Origin of the sequence: Methanococcoides vulcani, from assembly GCF_900111645.1 — an archaeon.
In the GTDB taxonomy this organism is placed as follows: domain Archaea; phylum Halobacteriota; class Methanosarcinia; order Methanosarcinales; family Methanosarcinaceae; genus Methanococcoides; species Methanococcoides vulcani.
In genome coordinates this window covers 366380-385157 of record NZ_FOHQ01000001.1, presented here as the reverse complement: position 1 = coordinate 385157, position 18778 = coordinate 366380, and the positions used below count along the sequence as shown (strand labels likewise).

Genomic DNA, 18778 nt, shown 5'->3' with positions numbered 1-18778 from the left:
AGGTATTGCAAGGCTTGATTCGATACTAATTTTTACATGAGGTGGGACTGTGGGAAATATTAATCCACAATTACGTAATAAGTGCATTTTCTGTCAAATGTAAGCCACATACACCTCTGCCGATATGAAAATGTTTGTAATGTGGATGTAGATTTGGAGTCATTGGCTCTGTAGAAATCCTACTTAAATCAACCACATGAGAATCAAGATTATGTTATAACATGCAGTATAAACATGTTCATTAGAATTATTATTTGCTATTTTATAGCCTTTCTACAAAGGCCAATATTCCAATCTTTTCAAGTGTGGGTAGAAGAGCACAAGAACTTGATTTGAATTGAGTTAACTAACTGCACGGTAATATTTTTCATTCTCCGCGGTTATCTCCACAATATTTTTATCCCTAAGCAACTCTTTGATAATAACTGCAAGATCTTTTGCATCGATTCCAAGTGTTGAACTGATTTGGCTTGTAGTGGAAGGTCTTCTAAGTATTAGATCGTAAACATCCTCTTTCAAATCCCCATGTTTGACATCAATGCTTTTTCTTCGAAGTCCTTTTAAAACAAGTCTAATCTTCTCTCTACCTAACGCATCATCGAATTTTTGTGCCATCTCTGTAAGCTTTTGTTCTGAAACCGGAATGATAAAATCCTCTGCTGGAGGCCTGCTCAAAGTATGAACCTGAATTTCATCAGGATCGATGACTTTCAATGCTTTGATCAATCCACTTATAGCCTGGTCGCTGATATTGGTCGGGTATTCCCTTTTGGAATCCACAAAAAGGATTTCGATTGCAAGTCTTGGATCTAAATTATTCAGTGCTGTCAGTCCCTGAATAATATCCTCAAGTTCTATTCCTGATGCTGGACGGTTGATAGACCTGAATATCTTTTCATCCCCCGCTTCTAAAGTCGCGATTACCAGATCAGCTTCTGTTAAGTTATCTCTCACATCTGTTCTATTTACAAGAGATGAATTGGTGATAACACAAACCGGAATATCACTGAGCTTTTTTACCTCGCGTATCATCTCACCTAGTCTAAGGTTCAATGTAGGTTCTCCGGTGCCTGAAAAAGTGATGTAGTCAATCTGGCTTACTTTTTTAGATAACTTTTCAATCCTTGCACAACATCTTCTGTCGAGACTCCGCAAATATCCTCAGGCCTTTGTACTTTATTCTTTGTACGCCCCAGCTGACAATACACACAATCAAAATTGCAGGTCTTTTCAGGACCAATGATGTCGATTCCAAGTGAGCGCCCAAGCCTTCTTGAAAGGACTGGGCCATAGATAATTTTCGGCTTCATGATGTTGATTCCTTGGTGTTAGATGATTATTAATTTTCTTTTTTCCTTGTTTACATCTTTAAAATTTTACTAACTATTCTTTCAAAAGTCTTCTTTGCAGGTGAATCGCTCTCCTCAAAAGCCAGCGGTCTACCGCTATCGCTCCCTTCTCGAATGCTCTGCTCCAGCGGAATCTCTCCCAGAAACGGAACCCCTTCCTCCCTAGCTAAATCTTCGCCCCCTCCCTGACCAAAGATATACGCTTTTTCGCCACATTTTCGGCAAATAAAATAGGACATGTTTTCAATAACACCCAGTATTTTGAGGTTTGTCTTCTTTGCCATCCTCAGGGCTCTGCATGCAACTTTTGAGGAAACGTCCTGAGGTGTTGTGACGATAATTATACTCATATTGGGAAGGAGCATTCCCGAAGTGATCGCAACATCTCCCGTGCCTGGAGGTAGGTCGATTATCAGATAGTCAAGGTCTCCCCACAAAGTTTGGGTCAAAATCTGTTTGATTGCTTTATGGATCATCGGACCCCGCCAGATAACCGGCTGATTTTCCTTGACGATAAACCCCATTGACATTACTTTTATTCCATGTTTTTCAAGGGGCAGGATCTGATCCTCAGCAATTGCTTTAGGCTGTCCGGTGATGCCCAGCATTTTTGGGATGGTGAACCCATAGACATCAGCATCGAAAATACCCACCTTAAAACCCTTTCTGGCAATGGCTGCAGCTATATTTACCGCTACCGTGGATTTTCCAACTCCTCCTTTCCCACTGGCGACAGCGATAAACTTAGCAGATGATTTTATATGTATCTTAACTTCTTCTTTTGATGATGTATTATGCCTTTTCTTATTCTCTGGAATTCCCTCTGCCATTCCAATTCTCCCTTTAAATTGTATCAAGTGCAGCTCCTGCAAAGCATTAGCACTTCATGAGTTGCGTCCTGTTGTGATATCATTCTAGACCTCAGCATCTTTGTTAACATAGATATCTCATATTTCTTCAACTCTTTTTGGATTATCCTTAAGAGTTTTCTCATATGCTAATCTAGAAGCTATTATATATTGGGCTAATCAATTCCCAATTCCCCCTTTAATCTCAATCTTATTTTCTTAAATAAATAAGTTTGTTAATAACATCAACCTAATAGATGGAGGCTTAGAGCCATTACTGCCATCCCTGAAAGTAAACCCGAAAGCATCAAATGCTCATCCCCATATTTTATGGCAATGGGTAATAGTTCATCAAAACATATGAAAACCATAATTCCACCAACAAAGGCAAGAATTATGCCCAGTAGGGTTGCAGTTAAGAATTGAAAGATCAATAAATAGCCAAAAGCTGCCCCAACAGGCTCAAATAGTCCAGATATGAAAGAGTAAGCAAAAGCTTTTTTCCGATCTTGGGTGGCGTAATAGATAGGCACTGAAACTGTGATCCCTTCTGGGATATTATGGATTGCTATGGCAACAGCTACTGACATGCCAAGGTATGGAGAACTCAAGGATGTTGCCATTACTGCCATACCTTCTGGAAAATTGTGCATAGCAATCCCGATTGCTGTAAATATACCTGCTTTTTGGAGTCTCTTCTGGCGGCTGTCAGGTAAAGTATCTAAATGAACATGGCTGTCCGGCAAAGTATCTAAATGAACATGCTGAATTGCACGATCCAAGAAATAGATCACAACCATTCCAAGGAAAAAGGCGGCATTTGCCACGAGAAACCCCACATTTTCTATGGAAGTTGATAAAAGTTCTACAAATGAGATATATAACATTGCACCTGCTGCAAATCCAAGTAGGATAGATAAGTACGTCATTTTTGGTTTTGGAATAAAGAAGGCTATCAGACTTCCTATACCCGTTGAAAGTCCTGCGAATGTTGTAAGGATAAAAGCAGCAGTTACAGTTTCCATGTTGTTTCACCTTATAATGCAATTATGTTGTGTGCTCGGCTGCCAATACCGTTTACCAACGAAAATTGTGTAGGCACTGCAGACATAACAAAAATCATGGCCTGAGACTACATTAAACAATACGAGAGCCATGTCCTGCCACCGATAAAAATTATCTTTTGAACCATTGCATAAACTCCGATGATGCAGCAGGTGATATTGGCAAGTATTCCAGCAATGGTGGCATTTCTTACAAATTCATATTTCAATAGCTCCATCATGCAAAAACCCTTCAATGTTTTTTCAAAACCCTGTGTGGAATACCGTGAGCAATCAAATCTATCGGGTATTGATAAGCAGCTTCCAGATCCTCTGGGAGTAATTCTTTTGAGTTGTGGTAATACAACTTACGGTTTAAACAGGCAATCTTATCAACATGGACAGAAACGGCACTGATATCATGTGATACTATAACAATAGCCATTTTTTCTTTGAGTTTTTCTAACAATTCATAGAATTCTTCTTGTCTTATAATATCTACACCTGCTGCAGGTTCATCCAGCAGAAGTAATTTTGGATCAGCTGCCAGCGCCCTGGCTATGAAAACCCTCTGCCGCTGTCCACCTGATAAACTCCCAATCTGCCGATCCTTATAATCGAACATGTCCACTATCTTAAGAGCATCAAGAGCCTTTTCTTTGTCGTCCTCGTCATATCTTTTTAGCAATCCGATGTGACTTAAGCAACCCATCAACACAACTTCCCAAACACTTATCGGAAAATTCAGGTCGATAAGGCTGTATTGAGGGACATATCCAATAAGCTTCCTTGCTTTTCGAGGAGTTTCTCCAAAAACTGTAACAGTTCCTCTGCTAGGCTTTATCAATCCTAAAATAACCTTAAGTAGAGTACTTTTCCCTCCTCCATTAGGGCCTATGATAGCAAGAAAATCGTGCTCTTTTACAACAAGATTTACCTCTTCAAGTATTGGTGTGCCATTATAATGGAACCAAATGTCCTTAAGAACGATAGCTTCACCATTCATATTCATATCAAAGTTGAATAAATTTGTTTGAAACTTGAATTAGATCATTATATCTTCTGTCAGAAGCTCTATCGGTGCAACATAACTTCCAATCTCTTTTGCTATATCTCTGCACTTTTATGATTGAATCGAGACAGACAAAATAACCTGATGTTCTTTTCTTTAGCAGCTTCAATCAATAGACTACAATATGTATACCTATCATTTATCCCCTTAAGCATCCTCCGATCTTTGACCGAAAAATAGATTGGATAAACCAATCTATTATTTAGCTTCTTTAGATAGTTCTTTCAACCTTTCCTTCACATCTTTTAGCTCGTCTTCCAAGGATTCGAGCATTTCTTTAATATGAGCAATTTCCTCTTCCCTAGAAGGCTCTGTATAAGGAACTTCATAAGGAACTTCGTAAGGAATGTATGGTTCAGGCATATGGTAGGGTACTGGCATATGGTAGGGTACTGGCATATGGTAGGGTACTGGCATATGGTAGGGTACTGGCATATGGTAGGGTACTGGATGTGGATACCATCTGCACCAAAAACCTCTGCCACGCCCCATTCCTCGCCCTCTACCTCTACCCATTCCAAAGTAAGCAGGCGTAGTCGGAACAGTAGTTGGTTTCAGTGCACCTTTTTTATACTGTTCGATTGCGTCTTTAACCGAACCACTGGTGCCTGTTACCACTTTTATGCCAGCATTGGAGAGGATTGGTAATGCATTGGGACCAATGTCTCCTGTTAGCAATACATCAATGCCTTTGTTCACTATAGCCTGTGCCGCCTGAATCCCCGCACCACCTGGCGCCGAGGCACTCGGGTTTTCAAGCGCTTCGAATTCCATTGTCTCAGAATCGACAATAATAAAATATCGGCATCTCCCAAAGAATGGATCCACAGAAGCGTCTAAACTCCTGTCTGTAGCTGTTACACATATTTTCACTGATTTTCCCCCAATATATTGTTAAAATGCTTTGTACAGGTTAAATTGACAAACATTAGCATCAAATCTTTATTATCATTTTTCTTCGGTTTTAAGTTTTTCTAGATATTATTTAATTTCTTCAATCTGACCTTCTAAAGTTTTTCCCTCTTCTAACATCCGTCGCTCTTCTGCCGCTGTCATCCGGGGATAAAAACCGTGCCATGGACTATACCTAAATCGTATCCATTCTGGAAGACCCGTTGCCCGATACCACCATCTATATCCACGCCCGTATCCGTATGCTATATTTTATCACTCCCTTTATTCTACCCAAAGAGAGACGCTGTCGTTTGCTTTTCAAGCCGTTGGCTAAATATTGGTATTTGAAATGTAGCCCCCTGTTAGTTCTCCCCTTGGTATTCAACAAGACTGTAAAATATTGTAGATTAATTTGAAATAGCGTGTTTCCCTTTACAGCCCCATATATAATGTAGATGGCTTTATTATAAGAAGTTTCTGTTACGTTAGAATATCATATATATTTTCAAAAATATTCGGTTCCAACGATATAAATAATGATTTTTGTTTTTTAAACTCTATAAAAACCTACTATTGACTCTCTTTTTTCTATTAAATTTCGATTCAAATAAAACGATAGCAATAGAAAAGACCACTTTTGATCAAATGTCTGTGGAAAGTATCATATAATGCAACGATACCAAATAACATGTTTCATCTAAATCCATTCATAATCTCTACTATTAGTTGATTATTCCAGGATGCTTAGGCACATGTTTGCAATCCAAGTAAAAAATATTAAAAAGACATTTGAAAATATCATTGCTGTTGATAATGTCAATTTTAATGTTGAAAAAGGAGAAATTTTCGGTTTTTTAGGACCTAACGGAGCTGGAAAAACCACTGCCATACGGCTACTTACAGGAATCTTGATGCCAGATTTTGGCAATGTGTTTATTGAGGGGATTGATCTGGTAAAGAATCCGATCAAGGCAAAGATGATGATGGGTGTGATACCTGAAATTGGAAATGTCTATGCGGATTTAACGGCTAAACAGAATCTGTATCTGGCAGGTAAGTACTATGGCTTGTCAAAAAATACACTTGAGAAAAAGTCTGAGGAACTTCTTTCAACTCTTGGACTTTATGAGAGAAGAAACGATCCTGTTAGAACCTTTTCAAAAGGGATGAAACAACGAGTTAGCATCGCATGTGCAATAATTCATGATCCACATATACTTATCTTGGATGAACCTACAGAAGGATTAGATGTTCAAAGTCGAAGACTGGTAATTGAAACGATAAAACATATGAATGGAAAAGGGAGCACTATCTTTCTAACAACCCATAATATTGAAGAAGCAAATAAATTATGTCAGAGGGTCTGTATCATCAATAAAGGAAAGATTGTAGCCATAGATAAACCTGAGATATTAAAAAGTACCTTTGAAAAGACCCAATCCATAGAGATATCCTTTGACCAAAAAATAAATAGAAATTTGTTCGTGTCCGATTTCATATCTAAGATCGATCTTTATGGGGATAAATGGCGATTATACACAAATGATCTAGATAAAACAATCAAACATGTTGTAACTTTGGCGCAAAAGAATGACTTAAAAATAATCTCTATGAAGACATATGGACCGAGTCTTGAAGAAGTGTTTGTCAGACTTACTGAGGTGGATAGATGAATTATTCTGTTTTTATACGAGGTGTCGTAGTCACCACTGAAAAAAACATCAAAATATATTATAATAAAGCTCCAGTAATAATATATGGTTTATTGTTACCTCTTTTTCTATTCTTTGCTTTTTATATAGGGAGAAAAATCGACATGTCTATCTTCTTCCCTGGATTTCTTGCTATGGCTTTGTTTTTTACTGCTTCATCCGTAGGGCCGCTGATCACCCCATGGGAAAAGCAAGCAGGAACTTATGAAAGGTTATTATCTTAGCCAGTAACCATCAATACTATAATTTTGGGAGATGTTGTTGCAGGCTCAATCTTTGGATTGATTATTACCTCCATAGCTATAGTAGTCAGCGCTATTTTCCTGAATATTGTGATTACCAGTATTACATTATTATTGATTGCTATAATTTTAGGATCTCTGTGTTTTGCATCATTAGGTGTTCTTTTGGCATCTCCATCTACTCATTCGCCTTCTCACATAATGATGTTTTCTAGTTTGGTGCGTTTTCCATTAATTTTTATTAGTGGTATTTTCATTCCTCTACCTGAGCTATCAGGATCCGGAAAGGTTTTATCATACATTTCTCCCCTTACATATCTTGTAGATATATTTCATGCAAGCTTAAATGGAACATCGTTTTTCCCCTTGACAATTGATTTACTAGTTTTAATCGTCTTTACTTGTAGTTTCTTGTTTATAGCAAGCTTATTCCACAAAAGGAATATGAGAAAGGGATTATGATAAAAGAGATTCACCAAACAACGATCTCCAAAAAGTTACCATGCCTATCATAACACAAAAATTAATCCATTACGTCTTGATTCTCATTTGAAATGGGAATTCTACAGAGCCTTCTTTTGTCATTCTTATTAGTTTCTCACAATTCCAGACTAAGACCTGCCCCAATCTCTAAAAATGCATCTGGAAACTTCCTGGCAATCTCTTTTTTATGAGCAGTGCAGTGACCTGCCCCAATCAGGTTCAACCCTTTGAGCAGATCGTACTCCGTGCTTCCATGCAACCCTCCGATTATACCCACTACTGTACCAAATTTTGATGCCGTGCCCATGATTTCAGTGAGTCCCGGGTGAGAACATCCGGTAATGACGTATAAACCGCTGCCTGAATCCACAATGAGGGACTGTTCCCTCACACCGCTGCCGAGTTCACCTGTGGTATAGATATTGCGGCAAATTTCCTGTGCCTCAGAAACCTCAATCAACCTTGCCTGTGAAGCTATTTCGTTTTTCAGACGTTTCGAGAACGAGACAGGTACATAGACCTCAATTTCTGGATTTGTATTCAACAAAGCAAAGAGTCCCCCGGTGTGGTCTCCATGCTCATGAGATAATATTACTTTTGTAATCTCCTGTGAAGAGATGTCGAGCATTCTCAGATTATGAAGCAGTGCTCTGCCATCTCCACCGGTATCGAAAAGGATATTCTCTTCTTCTGTCTTGATATGGCAGGAAAATCCCCAACCTCTGATGAGGCCCTCTTCTGCTTCGTTATCATAAACTATTGTCAATTTCAGCTTTTCCACTCCCTATTGGATCTGTTTTTAAGATAATAATCGGGATATAGTGCGAACAATGGATTATGTGCAAGCAATTCCATCTTTAGCCGCTATAGTTGTCACAGGTGCATCCGAGTGTTGAGTAAAAAGGGCATCATGACCAATACACAATCCAAGTATGATATAAGTCGGTCCTTTATTTCCTCATTTGAACATATCATGTAAGCTTTTCCCTGACATTTTCCCAGATATTTTTGACCTTGTTCGAAAACTCACCATCAGAATATTCTATAACAGTCATCTCTTGAATCATAGCTTTGGTTGGTGCATCGTCATAAGGCAGTTTACCCACAACCTCAATTCCACGGTCTTTGCAATACTCCTCGATAATAAGAGAGTTCTTCTCGTTTATATCGTATTTATTTATACAAACCACAGCCGGAATATTGAAATGATCTGCCACATCCAGTATTCGTTCAAGATCATGAATGCCAGATACACTCGGTTCAGTAACGACCAGAACCATATCGACACCAGCAATAGAAGCAATCACAGAGCACCCGGTTCCCGGAGGCCCATCTATAATGATCAGATCTCTATCATATTTTTCTGCAAGCTTTCTGGCATTGTCCCTAACAACTGCGACCAACAGGCCACTTGCCTCCTCTGCAATACCAAGCCTTGCATGTGCCATTGGCCCGAATCTTGTTTCGGAATTATAGGCATCTCCTGCTTTTCTCTCGATCATACTGATTGCTCTTTCCGGACAGACATATGCACAGACACCACAACCCTCGCATCCGTAAATATCAATCCTGATATCATTGGTTATTGCATCGAACCTGCAGGCATCCTTGCAAATGCCGCATTTGATGCAGAGTGTTTCATCAATAGACGCGACTTTTAATCCGCTAAAATCGATGGTCTCAATTATTTCAGGCTGCAAAATAAGATGCATGTCTGCAGCATCCACATCACAGTCAGCAATCACAGCATTTTCTGCAAGCGAGACTAATGCCGCTGCAATAGTCGTTTTGCCGGTGCCACCTTTTCCACTTATTACCGTAAGCTCTTTCATATCCCTGCCTCTATGAGTTAAATCTGTGCCTGTATCTTATCTAATAGCTGTACAAATTTTACCTTCCACTCTGGCATCCTGTTAACAAAAGGGATTCCTTCAGAATACAACCGCGCAATCTTTCGGTCATGTGGTATCTTCATAAGAACAGGAATTCCCTCCGTATCGCAGTATTTCTCCACCCTATCATCACCGATGTCGCAGCGATTGATTATTATGCCAAAAGGTATTTCCAATTTCCTTAAAACATCAAGAGCAAGCAGCAGATCGTGGAATCCAAAAGGCGTTGATTCGGTAACAAGAATGCAGTAATCCGCACCTTGGACAGAGCTAATAACCGGACACGCTGTGCCAGGCGGCGCATCGAATATTGCAGTTTTGCTTTCATCGACATGTTTCTTCAAAGCTTTGATAACAGGAGATGCCATCGCTTCTCCGATATTTAACACTCCGCGATAGAACTCTATGTTCCCACCTTTGGATTTTTCAATTATTCCAATGCTTCTGTTCTCATAAACGATTGCGTCTTTTGGACAGACCATGGCACATCCACCACATCCATGACAGAGTGCAGGGAATACAAGTACATCTTCTGGCAGTACAGCGATTGCATTGAACTGGCAAAACTCAGAGCACTTGCCGCAGAAATCACATTTGGTCTTGTCCACGACAGGTGTTAAAATATTTATATCTTCAACCTTCTCAAGATTAAATCCCAAAAATAAATGACAGTTAGGCTCCTCCACATCACAATCAAACAGCTGCACATTTTCAATTGAAAGGACAAAATTAACAGCTACCGTTGTTTTCCCTGTCCCACCTTTCCCGCTTGCGATTGCAATTTTCATATACTTAACCCTTAATTTTTTTTGGTTGATTTACTCTGTAGGTGATGTGAGTGTACTCAATTCTGAAATCTTCCCCACAATCTTTTCAACATCTTCCACTGCCTCCGGCATTTGGAGCATCTTCACAAAACTATCGCGAAGCGTGTGGAATGGTCCCTCGCCAATTTCGCCCACGATTACGACATTGACACCCCGACTTTTCAGAAACTCTGCAGTCTTCACACCCCTTTTCCTATCCAGATCGGCAGTAGGGCTCTCGCTGACATCCCAGCTTTTTATTTTATCATCTTCAAGCTCTATAATGATATAATACGGTGCTTTGCCAAAATGCTGAACAACGAAATCTTCTAAACCATTTTGTCCCACTATAGGAGTAACTATTTTTATCAAATAACAGATTTAATTGATTGAAATTTTGTAGACATTGGTATTTTTTTATCTGCGACTACCCATTCCTCGGCCTCTGCCACGCCCCATTCCTCCACCTCTACCCATACCAGCATAGGCAGGTTCAGTTGGGCCAGTGGTTGCTTGCAATTCACCTTTATTGTACTGTTCGATTGCATTTGCAACCGAACCACTGGCTCTTGTTACCACTTTGATACCAGCAGCAGAGAGGATTGGTAATGCATTGGGACCAATTTCTCCTGTTATCAATATATCAATGCTTTTGTTCACTATAGCCTGTGCCGCCTGTACTCCTGCACCACCTGGTGCTGAAATACTTGGATTCTTAAGAGCTTCGAATTCCATTGTCTCAGAATCAACGATGACAAAATACTGGCATCTTCCAAAACGCGGGTCAACGACAGCATCTAAACTGCCAGCCGTAGCTGTTACACATATTTTCACTTATTTACCCCTAATGTATTATTCAGGTAGTTTTTGTTATAGTTTTTGATTGCCACCTACATTGTATTGAATTTTTGTTGTCATTTATAGAGGAATTCTACAGAGCTGAAGTCTCTTAACAATATAATGGGAAAATATTTAATTGGAACATTTATCAATTCTAATTGGGGTACAAGATGGAAAAGATAAGAAAAAGGGACGGTAGAATCGTAGCCTTTGATTCTGCAAAGATTACTTTAGCAATACAGAAGGCCATTTTGGCGGTGAGGGAAAATAACGGCGACCTGGCCAAGAAAATATCCCGGCAGGTGGTGGAAGCTCTTGAAGATAAGTTCAAAGACAGGGTTCTTGGTGTAGAAGATGTACAGGATATAGTTGAGGAGATTTTAATCAGGAATGGATACGCCAAGGTGGCCAAAGCCTACATTCTGTATCGCCAGAAAAGGACAGAGGTGAGGGAAGCAAAGAAGCTTTTGGGTGTGGAAAAAGATGATCTCAAGCTTAGTGTCAATGCCATTAGGGTACTGGAGAGAAGATATCTACTGAAGGACGAGGAAGGCAACATCATAGAGACCCCTGCCGGGATGTTCAAGAGGATGGCCAAGGCTGTAGCCTCAGTTGATAAAAGATACGGAGGGGACGTGAAAAAGACAGAAGAGGAGTTCTACAGGATGATGGCAGATCTGGAGTTCCTGCCCAACACTCCAACCCTGATGAATGCTGGTACGGACCTGGGGCAGTTAAGTGCGTGTTTCGTGTTGCCTGTGGAGGATTCCTTGAAGAGCATCTTTGGGGCTTTGACTAACATGAGCCTGATACACCAGTCGGGGGGTGGAACGGGCTTTTCTTTTTCGAGATTAAGGCCCCGGGGGGACATAGTAAGGTCTACCAAGGGCGTGGCCTCGGGGCCGGTGTCCTTTATGAGAATCTTTGACTAGGCTACTGAAGTGATAAAGCAGGGTGGGAAGAGGAGGGGGGCTAACATGGGAATCCTGAGGGTTGACCATCCGGACATAATCGAATTCATAATCTCTAAGGAAAAGGAGGGTTTCTTGGACAACTTCAATATCTCCGTGGGCATTACAGACGAATTCATGAAAGCGGTTGAAGAGGACGGGGAATATAACCTCATAAACCCTAGGACGGGAAAATCCACAGAAAAGCTGAGGGCTAGGGATGTTTTTGACTTGATAGTAACCATGGCCTGGCGTACTGGGGATCCGGGGATGGTCTTTTTGGATGAGATTAATCGAAAACATCCCACCTCTCATGTTGGTATCATTGAAAGCACCAATCCATGCGGTGAGGTACCCCTCCTTCCATACGAATCCTGCAACCTCGGGTCTATCAATCTGTCCAAGATGGTAAGGGACGGTGAGATTGACTGGGAGAAGCTAAGGGAAACCACGAGGTTGTGTGTGCATTTTCTGGACAACGTGATTGATGCCAATAGGTATCCCTTGAAAGAGATTGACAGGATCGCAAAAAATAACCGTAAGATTGGCCTGGGTGTGATGGGGTTTGCTGAGATGTTCGCCATACTTGCAATACCCTACGATTCGGAGGAAGCCATAAACACCGCCGAAAAAATTATGAAGTTTATCAGGAACGAATCGGTGAAGAAATCAGTGGAACTTGGTGCGAAGAGGGAATCCTTTCCGAACTTCAAGAGTAGCATGTGGGAGAATGATTACAAGGCCATGAGAAATGCCACTGTAAATACCGTAGCTCCCACTGGGACCATAAGCATAATTGCCAATACGAGTTCCGGTATAGAACCCATCTTTGCCCTATCCTTTGTAAGAAATATCATGGGGACGCAGTTGCTGGAAGTAAACCCGGTGTTCGAGAAAATCGCAAAGGAGAGGGGATTCTACAGCACCGACCTCCTGATAGAGATATCCAAAACAGGGTCTATTAAGAACATCCCGAAGATACCCGAGGATATTAAGCGTGTATTTGTCACATCTTTGGACATTGCCCCGGAATGGCATGTCAGGATGCAGGCGGCTTTCCAGAAGTATGTGGACAATGCTGTTGCCAAAACAGTTAATCTGCCAGCCAACGCCACCCTAGAAGACGTCAGAAAAATCTATATGATGGCATATCAGCTGAAGTGCAAGGGAATCACGGTCTACCGCTACGGGAGCAAGACCAAGCAGGTTTTAGTGATAGGTGGTTTAAGAAAAGATAAGGAGGAGGGAATTGTGGCGGATTCAGAATTCTCTGGAGATTGTATTACCGGGGAGTGTCCCCTCTGAGGTGTTTAAGTGGGTAAAGGCATGGTATATCTTACACAGGGGAAGGTGAGGAGAAGACCACAAGCGCCTTTGGATTGACTCTTAGGACGGTGGGCCACGGGTACAAGGTCATAATTATCCAGTTCATGAAAGGTAGAAAATACATAGGGGAGTACAAGATAAAGGATAGATTGTCACCAGAGTATGAGATTCACCAGTTCGGGATGAAGGAGTTCATAAACTTCAAGAATCCTGATCCTGAGGACTATAAGCTGGCGGCAGAGGCCTTGGAATTCACAAAGAAAGCCATCAAGAGGGGACCTAGGCTCTTGATACTGGACAAGATGAACCTTGCGGCCCACTTCGGCATTCTGAAGACTGAAGACATCCTCAAACTGTTGGAGGATATCCCGGAGGAGACAACACTAGTTCTGACAGGAAGGAGGGCTCCCAAGGACAGTAGTTCACCAATATTCAACCCCTTATATAATAATCCTCCTTTATCTACAACATTCAACTGTTAACATCGGTTTTAGCTTCCGTCTCACCCATTCCGCAACAAAATGGATGAATATATCAAATCTGAACAAGTCACTTTTGATAGTATGAGGACCTCTTTTATCAATTATAAAATGTTTTCTTTGCAATGCTAACCACACGTTTTTAAGAAGAAATGAAATCAAAGCATAGAAATATCGAATTGGAGAGGCTTTCTTTTGCGATTGGAAATCCATGCGGAGGGAATTTTACCACATATAAATGTATTGTATGATGTCGTTTATATGAGTTTAAACTGATATTAGCGAACTGCTGTAATTGTCTTGAGTTTATTGTGCAGTTTCACTTTCTCTACAATTCGATGATGGTTGTTTGTTGTGATGGCTCTTCTATCCTTTTTGTACATTTCTGCTCCGAGATGCTTGTGTGGCAATCATATCTGGTTCGACATTAGGTGCGAGTGGGAGAGATTTATCTGGGTTTCGTATGCAACATAGAAAGAGTGAATCTAGAGGCACATGTGCGGATCGAATCCATGATAGGTTAACATTGAGTACATCAAGAGCAGACTCTGGTTTTAATTAAGTGCCTGCCGGTATACCTCTCCAGTCTTCTTTGCTATATCTTGCCAGTCAAATAATGATATAACCCTCTCACGCCCCCATTTTCCCATCAGGCACCTCCTTTCCGGATCATGATATAATCTATCGATCGCTTCTGCGATACTTGCACCGCTTTCCGGCTCCACCAGAAGCCCGGTCCTGTTGTGGTCAATGATATATGGTATCCCTCCGACCCGTGCCCCAATGCACGCGGTCTCACATGCCATGGCCTCCAAGAGCACAATGCCGAAAGGCTCGTAGATGCTGGGCAGCACGAACACGTCGGAGAGAGAGTATAATTTAATGAGTTCATGCTTCCCCACATGCGGAAGGCAGAGGATATGCCTGTCATGATATATATCCGGCTGGCCAACCATGACCAGCATTATCTCAGGAATGTGTCTCCGGAGCTTTCGCACGGCATCAACCAGATACCTCACACCCTTTTGCGGATCAGCCCTTCCAACAAACAGCACAACGAATCGGTTATCAAGTTTGTATTTTCTGAGGATGTCGTCCGCATTCTGGTGTTTGAATGTCTCAGTATCCACACCGTTTGGAATGATCGTGATCCTATCATGTTCGATTTCAAATGTTTGCTCAAGTTCTTCTTGTATGGACTTTGATACTGCAATGAACCTGTCCACCATACCCACCACATTTTTCTCCATCATAACACTCAGCCCGTCTGGCTTCGTTCTGTTGATATCTATACTGTGAGCTGTCATCACCAGTGGCAGCCGGGTGCTCTGCTTTGACAATGCAGCAGCTAACTGGATCAAACCACCATGCGAGTGCAACAGATCCAGACTGCCATTTAAAAACTGTTTCTTCACCATCGCAGCCACATTGATGTTGGTCAGTATCTTTTTATATACCGCACTGAAATCATTAGATGCCTGATAATGAAGTCCTAGTGGTCCATGTACCCATAAATTTCTGATCAACTGTTCGTTCAATCCCTGTACATTGGATGTAAACACATGTACCTGATCATTTCCGATTGCAAGACTTTTGGTTAGCTCATCTACATGGATACCCACTCCACCAAAAAAATTTGGCGGATACTCATAAGAAAGGATACCTATGTTCGCACCAAAGTCGGGCTTTTTTAGACTAAAACCCATACTTATACCCCCACACTTCATTCTGTTATAATATCACAGCTAATTGGATATCTTGACCCTTAAAATTAGAACCCCGATAATTTAATGGCGTCATTTCTCGTTTCCCATAAAGCAGGAAACTACTTTAGCTCATGATGTACATTTATACGTGTGAATTTATGTTAAAGGTGATGCTCAAATGCCTAAACCACTCGTTGTTGGAAACGGATCACTGCTGGTGAATCTTGATATGAATGCAAGCATCCGGGACATGTACTTCCCCCATATAGGAAATGAGAACCATGTGAATGGACGACATTGCAGGGTAGGGGTGAAAGTGGAAGGAAAAAATCTTGGTATGGTCTCTCTGATCGGGGATGATTGGAGCCACAAACTTGGTTACCAGAAAGATCGGTTGGTAACTGATACCTACTATCGCAATGATCGTCTTGAAGTTGAGTTGAGGCTCAACGAATGTGTACACCCTTTTGAGAATGTATTCATTCGAAAGATAGCAATAACCAATACCGACACCATAGATGTGGACCTGAAGCTACTTTTCAGCCATGATATTGCCCTTTACGAGAACCCGAATGGTGATACGGCTATCTTTGACCCTGCATTGCAGTCCATAATACATTATCAGGACTCGCGCTACTTCCTTATTAGTGGCTCACCAAACTTTGACCAGTATGAAGTAGGTCCAAAAGGGACGGATGAATCTGGTGTTATTAAGTCCGGAGAGCTTAACATGAACCCCATTCAAATTGGGGCGGTGAACAGTTTCATCAGTTTCTCCCGGCATCTGGCAGCGGGGGAAACAAAAACGATATATTACTGGATTGCAGCAGGTGAGACCTTCTTTGAAGTCAAGCGACTCAACGAACTTGTCCTTAACAGAACACCTGAAAAGATGATAGGTGAAGCAGGACAGTACTATTATTCATGGGTGAACAAGGAAAAGTACGATTTTTTTGATCTTCCACCAAAAGTGGTAGACCTATTCAAACACAGTCTGCTTATTATAAGGTCACAGATCGATAACGATGGCGCGATCATAGCTGCCAATGACAGTGATATTCTTGAAAGGTTCAACATGGATTCATACAGTTACATGTGGCCGCGGGACAGTGCATTTGTCGCCATGGCACTGGACATAACACGTTTCTCAGGGATTGTGCAAAAATTCTTTAAATACTCCCAGGGACTTCTCCATGATCACGGATATTTCCTGCAAAAATACAATCCTACAGGTACCCTTGCAAGTGGTTGGATGCCTTGGGTAACACCTGATGGACAGATCCAACTTCCGATACAGGAAGATAGCACAGCACTTATTATCGTGGCTTTGTGGAATCATTATAAAATTACAAGATCGATCGAGAACATCGATCCGGTTTATCACTCAATGATAATACCGGCTGCCGAGTTCATGACCAAGTACAGGGATCCTTCTACTGGACTCCCCAAACCCAGTTATAATCTGTGGGAGGAGAAAAGAGCGGTTCACAGCTATACATGTTCAACAGTGTATGCGGGGCTCATATGTGCTGCCAAGTTTGCAGCAATGTATGGAGACAATAACCTCGCAGAGAGCTACAACAAGGCTGCCATGGAAATAAAACGGGGGATCGAGAATCACCTGTATGATAAGGAACTGGGGAGGTTCCTGCGAAGCATCAACCCTAGGGATGAGACCGTCGATGCCAACCTCTACGCCGTATCCCAGTTCAGGGTGCTCCCCCCCGACGATGCCAGGGTGGTTAGCACTATGAAAAGTATAGAAAGCATACTATCGGTGAAGACTGAGGTAGGGGGTATCGCTCGCTTCTATAAGGATAAATATCAAGAAGTTGCGCAATACGATCCGGAGATCATTCCAGGTAATCCTTGGTTCATATGTACCTTATGGGTAGCACAATGGTATATACAGATGGCAAAGAGCATCAGTGACCTGCAAAAAGCAAGGGAGATAATACTGTGGGTCACAGATAGAGCCACAGAGACCGGTATGCTGGCAGAGCAGCTGAATCCGTTTGATGGGAGTCCTTTAAGTGTGAGTCCTCTCACCTGGGCACATGCCACTTTTGTACTAACTGTCATGGCCTTTGTCGAGAAAGCAAGATCACTGGAGTAACGACAGAGTTAAGCATCGATTTCCGATTAAAAATATCTATTTCCGAGAATTAATGTAAATAAGCTGGATATTGGAATCTTTAAATTGCTTTTAGGATTATTATTAAAGGATTAAATATTAGTGAACTGCTGACATTGCATTACATGAAGCAAAATGTCAAGAGCGATAAGCCGTTTACTCTCAATGCTCATGTGAGGGAAGGGGTGAAATTCTTCAGCGAAGGCATCTGAAGGTTGATGACTTTGAGTATGTTGGCAAGGAAGCAAACAAGGCATCTTTTTGATCATCATAAGAGTGCGACTACGATAACTGCACAAGTTATTGACATTGACATGCGATTTTTTTAAGTAGTATACTATTGATAAATATCAATAGAGGTTAATAGGGGGAGTTGATGTTGGCATTGATGAGTATCTGGATTTTTTTGCTCATGCTTTCAATAGGTATCTTTTCCGTTCTTGCGGTGCTTTTGCACAAGAACCTGTTTGAGGCATTGAAGCTTGGATTGTATCTTGCGATCTTTGATTTTTTTCTTCGAGAACCTGGGTGGTCACTTTGGCCTGTGGACCACCAAAAACAGTGTTCTTTTCCTGGGTTTTGTACCGATAGAGGTATTTTTCATTGCAACCCTTGCAGGAGCAACCTATTATCTCCTGTTCCCTAGGACCTGGGATACGGCTACCGCCCTATCTACAAGCTTTCTGATTGCTGTTGTGGGCGCAATGCTTGAAGCTGGACTTGTTTCTGTCGATTATTTGGAGTATATGAACTGGTGGAACTCGTATTTGGCGGTTGTTGCATATTTCCTGACATTTTTGATGATGTATAAGGTGAATCTGTTAATTACAAAAAGCTGAAGATTTTGATGATGATGAATTTGTTTTAAATGTTTTTTAGAAAATGTAATCCAAGACTGTTTAAAATAGAAATTAAACTTGCATAAATGCATGGAGGTTGGGAACAAAGATTTTCCATCGTTATAATTCTTTTTTTAATTTCTATGAAAATTTTTCGAAAGGC

Annotated in this window: 18 protein-coding genes and 2 pseudogenes; 6 read left to right on the top strand and 14 right to left on the bottom strand. The window is 41.2% G+C overall.

The window, feature by feature from the left end; all coding sequences use genetic code 11:
* Positions 1-342 precede the first annotated feature (342 nt).
* From BMX02_RS02050 to BMX02_RS02030, 6 genes are all read right to left on the bottom strand, one after another.
* Positions 343-1053, bottom strand: coding sequence for a radical SAM protein (locus BMX02_RS02050; protein ID WP_244625007.1), 711 nt, complete (start codon positions 1051-1053; stop codon positions 343-345).
* Positions 1054-1097: 44 nt separating this feature from the next.
* On the bottom strand, positions 1098-1310 hold the full coding sequence (locus tag BMX02_RS12075; protein WP_244625005.1) for a radical SAM protein: 213 nt from the start codon (positions 1308-1310) through the stop codon (positions 1098-1100).
* Between the two features lie 50 nt (positions 1311-1360).
* Positions 1361-2179 (bottom strand): Mrp/NBP35 family ATP-binding protein, encoded by an 819-nt coding sequence (locus tag BMX02_RS02045; protein WP_091688617.1) that lies wholly within the window; start codon positions 2177-2179, stop codon positions 1361-1363.
* A 263-nt stretch (positions 2180-2442) separates the two neighbouring features.
* On the bottom strand, positions 2443-3222 hold the full coding sequence (zupT, locus tag BMX02_RS02040) for a zinc transporter ZupT (RefSeq protein ID WP_091688615.1): 780 nt from the start codon (positions 3220-3222) through the stop codon (positions 2443-2445).
* A gap of 271 nt (positions 3223-3493) precedes the next feature.
* Complete coding sequence (locus BMX02_RS02035; RefSeq protein ID WP_091688612.1) at positions 3494-4246, bottom strand: metal ABC transporter ATP-binding protein; 753 nt, start codon at positions 4244-4246, stop codon at positions 3494-3496.
* A gap of 264 nt (positions 4247-4510) precedes the next feature.
* Positions 4511-5185, bottom strand: a complete 675-nt coding sequence (locus tag BMX02_RS02030) for a NifB/NifX family molybdenum-iron cluster-binding protein (protein WP_091688610.1) — start codon at positions 5183-5185, stop codon at positions 4511-4513.
* A gap of 773 nt (positions 5186-5958) precedes the next feature.
* On the opposite strand from BMX02_RS02030, the gene BMX02_RS02020 reads away from it, so the two are divergent.
* Both BMX02_RS02020 and BMX02_RS12345 read left to right on the top strand, forming a co-directional pair.
* Entirely contained in the window at positions 5959-6879 is a 921-nt protein-coding gene (locus BMX02_RS02020) for an ATP-binding cassette domain-containing protein (protein WP_091688608.1), read from the top strand.
* 287 nt (positions 6880-7166) lie between these two features.
* Positions 7167-7622 carry an ABC transporter permease gene (locus BMX02_RS12345; RefSeq protein WP_210409163.1) on the top strand — a complete coding sequence of 152 codons (456 nt, stop codon included), beginning with the start codon at positions 7167-7169 and terminating at the stop codon, positions 7620-7622.
* 136 nt (positions 7623-7758) lie between these two features.
* Here BMX02_RS12345 and BMX02_RS02010 read toward each other — a convergent pair whose 3' ends face one another.
* The 6 genes from BMX02_RS02010 to BMX02_RS01985 all read right to left on the bottom strand — a co-directional run bounded on the left by BMX02_RS02010 (position 7759) and on the right by BMX02_RS01985 (position 11175).
* Complete coding sequence (locus tag BMX02_RS02010) at positions 7759-8409, bottom strand: MBL fold metallo-hydrolase (RefSeq protein WP_342210521.1); 651 nt, start codon at positions 8407-8409, stop codon at positions 7759-7761.
* 69 nt (positions 8410-8478) lie between these two features.
* Positions 8479-8577 carry a DUF1847 domain-containing protein gene (locus tag BMX02_RS12070; protein WP_394328877.1) on the bottom strand — a complete coding sequence of 33 codons (99 nt, stop codon included), beginning with the start codon at positions 8575-8577 and terminating at the stop codon, positions 8479-8481.
* A gap of 37 nt (positions 8578-8614) precedes the next feature.
* On the bottom strand, positions 8615-9475 hold the full coding sequence (locus tag BMX02_RS02000) for an ATP-binding protein (protein WP_091688606.1): 861 nt from the start codon (positions 9473-9475) through the stop codon (positions 8615-8617).
* A 17-nt stretch (positions 9476-9492) separates the two neighbouring features.
* Positions 9493-10323 carry an ATP-binding protein gene (locus tag BMX02_RS01995; RefSeq protein ID WP_091688604.1) on the bottom strand — a complete coding sequence of 277 codons (831 nt, stop codon included), beginning with the start codon at positions 10321-10323 and terminating at the stop codon, positions 9493-9495.
* Between the two features lie 30 nt (positions 10324-10353).
* Entirely contained in the window at positions 10354-10713 is a 360-nt protein-coding gene (locus tag BMX02_RS01990) for a NifB/NifX family molybdenum-iron cluster-binding protein (protein WP_244624994.1), read from the bottom strand.
* A 45-nt stretch (positions 10714-10758) separates the two neighbouring features.
* On the bottom strand, positions 10759-11175 hold the full coding sequence (locus BMX02_RS01985; RefSeq protein ID WP_091688601.1) for a NifB/NifX family molybdenum-iron cluster-binding protein: 417 nt from the start codon (positions 11173-11175) through the stop codon (positions 10759-10761).
* A 176-nt stretch (positions 11176-11351) separates the two neighbouring features.
* Between BMX02_RS01985 and BMX02_RS01980 the strand changes: the two are divergent.
* Together BMX02_RS01980 and BMX02_RS01975 are read left to right on the top strand one after the other, a co-directional pair.
* A pseudogene (locus tag BMX02_RS01980) lies at positions 11352-13436 on the top strand (vitamin B12-dependent ribonucleotide reductase).
* An 89-nt stretch (positions 13437-13525) separates the two neighbouring features.
* Positions 13526-13939 (top strand): cob(I)yrinic acid a,c-diamide adenosyltransferase, encoded by a 414-nt coding sequence (locus tag BMX02_RS01975; RefSeq protein ID WP_245725349.1) that lies wholly within the window; start codon positions 13526-13528, stop codon positions 13937-13939.
* Here BMX02_RS01975 and BMX02_RS12065 read toward each other — a convergent pair.
* Positions 13916-14116: pseudogene (locus BMX02_RS12065) on the bottom strand (ISH3 family transposase); the annotation flags it as partial. The gene BMX02_RS01975 and the pseudogene BMX02_RS12065 sit on opposite strands and share 24 nt — an antisense overlap.
* 374 nt (positions 14117-14490) lie before the next feature.
* Positions 14491-15642 (bottom strand): glycosyltransferase family 4 protein, encoded by a 1152-nt coding sequence (locus tag BMX02_RS01970; protein ID WP_167879273.1) that lies wholly within the window; start codon positions 15640-15642, stop codon positions 14491-14493.
* A gap of 178 nt (positions 15643-15820) precedes the next feature.
* Here BMX02_RS01970 and BMX02_RS01965 point away from each other — a divergent pair, with 178 nt between their 5' ends.
* Complete coding sequence (locus BMX02_RS01965; protein WP_091688595.1) at positions 15821-17758, top strand: glycoside hydrolase family 15 protein; 1938 nt, start codon at positions 15821-15823, stop codon at positions 17756-17758.
* A gap of 512 nt (positions 17759-18270) precedes the next feature.
* Positions 18271-18615, top strand: a complete 345-nt coding sequence (locus tag BMX02_RS01960) for a hypothetical protein (RefSeq protein ID WP_135643976.1) — start codon at positions 18271-18273, stop codon at positions 18613-18615.
* Positions 18616-18778: the final 163 nt, after the last annotated feature.